The organism is Streptococcus sp. SS-4456 (assembly GCF_036680365.1).
Taxonomy (GTDB): Bacteria; Bacillota; Bacilli; order Lactobacillales; family Streptococcaceae; genus Streptococcus.
The window spans coordinates 1-3125 of record NZ_JAVIHI010000070.1 but is presented as its reverse complement, the minus strand read 5'-3'; the positions used below and the strand labels follow the sequence as shown (position 1 = coordinate 3125).

Genomic DNA, 3125 nt, shown 5'->3' with positions numbered 1-3125 from the left:
TCCCATCAAGGAAGGCATGATTATTAACTAGCGAATAACAAAGTCTAGCAGCCTTTTCTTCAATACTTGGATACTTCTCAACACCAAAATAAGTACTAAAAGCTGAAGATAGTGAAGATTCTATTAAACCAACATCCCTAACACCATCTAACCCCCCAGTAGCTTGAATTAACCTTGTGTGTAATTCAATAACCTGTTCAACAGTTAATACTTTCATTTTGCCAATTCCTTAAATGCATCAAGATGGCGTGATAAAACCGAAGTCGCAACTTCATCCAAAGTTGATTGTTCAACAACCGTAGGGGTTGCCTGTTCCTCTTTAATTAGACTCTGATAGTCCACTAATACATACTTTGGTGTGTTATTTTTCAATATTACTGCAGTACCATTCGTATCGACCATACGAGCTACCTTAGAAAAGTTTTGATTTGCTTCAGAAATAGAGACTAGGTTTTCAATATTGATTTGCATGGTAATATCCTCCTTTTCACTATTCTACCACTTTTTAGGATATATTCAACCTATTTAGGTTATTTTCATCCTAAAAACTCAATATTCCACGTTCATCATAAACACTTCCTTCATCGGTTTGATGACGAATACAACGATCTAGTCCCATAATGAGTGCTACAATACCGTCAATCTTCTCGACTGACTTTTCCTTATCAGGCTTGATATTACCAGCAGGGTCTTGTCTCATGACTACGTTTTGTCCCATCCATTTAAGAACTGGATGCCCACCATGTTGAATCTTACCTTCCATCATCAGTTTATAGAGTTCCTTTGAAGGTGGACTCATATCCTTGTATCCCTGACCGAAAGGCACCATGGTCAAACCCATACCTTCTAGATTCTGAACCATCTGTGTCGCATTCCAACGGTCATAGGCTATCTCCTTGATATGATAAATTTCCGATAAGTCTTCAATAAACTTTTCGATAAAACCGTAGTGAACGACATTACCCTCTGTAGTTTTGATGTAGCCTTGACGCTCCCAGACATCGTACAGAACATGGTCACGTCGACACCGCAGTTCCAATGTATCCTCAGGTAGCCAAAAGTATGGCAGTACGATATAATTTTCCTCTTCAAATCTAGGAGGAAATACCAAGACAAAAGCTGTTATATCGGACGTACTAGACAGGTCTAGCCCTGCATAGCAACTACGACCCTTGAGGCTTTCATATTGAATAGGATCATTTCCTTTGGCATAAACATGTTCTGGAATCCAAGCAACGCTTGAGCTTGTCCACATATTTAGACGAAGCTGCTTAAAGACATTCTCTTCTGCTGGGTTATCAAGTGCCTGTTGGTAGGCTTCTCTAACACGGTCAATCCCAATAGTATGACCTAGTGAAGGGTTGGCTCTTCTCCAGTTTGCTTCATCATTCCAATCATCTTCATCGGATAATCCATAAACCACTGGATAGAATGAAGTATCCTTCTTTCTACCATTCAGAATATCCAATGCTTTGGAATGCAATTCGTAACAGATAGAGTTCCTATCCGTTCCAGATGTTGTGATAATAAAAAAGAGGGGTTGTTCCCTTGCGTCTCCTGACCCCTTGGTTAATACATCATACAAATGACGATTAGGCTGAGCGTGGATTTCATCAAAGACCAAGCCAGATACGTTTAGTCCATGCTTTGTCCCAGTCTCTGCTGAAAGAACTTGGTAAAACCCAGCGTTAGAATAATTCACTATCCTCTTTGTCGCCCCCATAATCTTTGAGCGTTTCTCAAGCGGTCTACTCATCTGTACCATCTGTTTGGCTACATCAAACACGATTGACGCTTGGTTTCGGTCACAAGCCGCACCATAAACTTCCGCACTGGCTTCATTATCCGCATAAAGTAGATAAAGAGCGATAGCTGCTGCTAGCTCAGACTTACCATTCTTCTTTGGAATTTCAATATAGGCAGTTAAGAACTGACGGTTACCATCTTCTTTCACAATCCCAAATAGATCACGAACAATCTGTTCCTGCCACGGCAACAAATCAAATCGCTTTCCTGCCCACTTGCCTTTGGTATGGGAGAGGTTATTGATAAATGTTACTGCCCTATCAGCCTTTACCTTATCATAGTGTGAGGTTGGAAGCATGAATGGACTTGGTTCATAATGATAGCTCATAAAGTTCCTCCTAACAAATCTTCCATTTCATCACCAGTACCAACTTCCGAATCCATCGTCGCTAAACGGTTACGTGCTGATGGTGTTAAACCAAATTGTTCACAGAATTTAAGCATGATTTTTAAGTTAGTCTGGCTGATAGAGACTTGAGGGACTTGTTGCAGATAACCATTCGGGGTTTTGATAATGGAGCCATGCTTGGTAAGAAACTCTTCCGCCTCTTTCCAGCGTGCGTAAGCTTGACAATATCCTGCAAATGCAGTCATGTCCATTTCGGTTAAAATTCCCATTTGTTCGAGAATTTTTCCCATCCTTTTCCACTCCTTCTTTGCATCATCTTCAAGCCACTGTGGGCAACGTGGGGCTTTTTGTTTGGGTTTGACTTCATTCGTAGGAAGTGGTCGCTTACCAGGATTTCCCTCAAGTATTTTCATATTCGTTGGCTTTGGTTTTCGCCCCCTGATTGCCACAATCTCACCTCCTTTAGAGTAAGAAAAAAGAACTCAATTCGAGTTCCTTCCTAAAGTTCATTAAAGTTATCAAGAACAGCCTGACAAACTGTTCTATCAATATCGTCCATGTTATCTATTTCATTCCCATATCTATATTGGTAGATATATTCACCATCACGTTTTATTGTCAGAATTCTAATCCAAGCACCGTCTATATTTCTCGGGTCTGTTGTATCTTCACGGAGAAATTCACAAACGTAATGCCTATCACCAACCGTTCGAGTCATTATTTCCCACATCTTACTTTACCTTTTCCACGATATCTATTCCATATAAAACATTCAGGCAACTGCCATTTTCCCACTTAACTAAGAGTGAGCCAATGTCATCCACTCCAATAACTGTACCAAGTGTTCCTTTAGGAACTGGATGTGGATCATCCATTTTTACTAATCTAACCTTTGTACCAACCGGATAGATTGTCTTTAGGTTATTGAAAATTTTTGTGTCCATATTATTCTCCAAACATATCGAATGCC

Annotated in this window: 6 protein-coding genes; all 6 read right to left on the bottom strand. The window is 40.2% G+C overall.

The window, feature by feature from the left end:
* A partial coding sequence (locus RFK25_RS11290; RefSeq protein ID WP_332413521.1) for a type II toxin-antitoxin system death-on-curing family toxin occupies nucleotides 1-217 on the bottom strand: 217 nt, incomplete at its 3' end.
* Nucleotides 214-471, bottom strand: a complete 258-nt coding sequence (locus RFK25_RS11285; protein ID WP_018374772.1) for a type II toxin-antitoxin system Phd/YefM family antitoxin — start codon at nucleotides 469-471, stop codon at nucleotides 214-216. The genes RFK25_RS11290 and RFK25_RS11285, both read right to left, overlap by 4 nt.
* Before the next feature lie 70 nt (nucleotides 472-541).
* The gene (locus RFK25_RS11280; protein WP_332413520.1) at nucleotides 542-2134 is read right to left on the bottom strand and encodes a terminase large subunit; all 1593 of its coding nucleotides are present in this window, start codon (nucleotides 2132-2134) and stop codon (nucleotides 542-544) included.
* Nucleotides 2131-2604, bottom strand: a complete 474-nt coding sequence (locus RFK25_RS11275) for a phage terminase small subunit P27 family (protein WP_044755710.1) — start codon at nucleotides 2602-2604, stop codon at nucleotides 2131-2133. Before RFK25_RS11275 ends, RFK25_RS11280 begins: the two co-directional genes overlap by 4 nt.
* Nucleotides 2605-2654: 50 nt before the next feature.
* The gene (locus tag RFK25_RS11270; protein WP_018374774.1) at nucleotides 2655-2885 is read right to left on the bottom strand and encodes a hypothetical protein; all 231 of its coding nucleotides are present in this window, start codon (nucleotides 2883-2885) and stop codon (nucleotides 2655-2657) included.
* 1 nt (nucleotide 2886) lies between these two features.
* Nucleotides 2887-3099: a DUF4314 domain-containing protein gene (locus RFK25_RS11265; RefSeq protein ID WP_024399324.1), complete on the bottom strand. Its 213-nt coding sequence runs from the start codon at nucleotides 3097-3099 to the stop codon at nucleotides 2887-2889.
* Nucleotides 3100-3125: the final 26 nt, after the last annotated feature.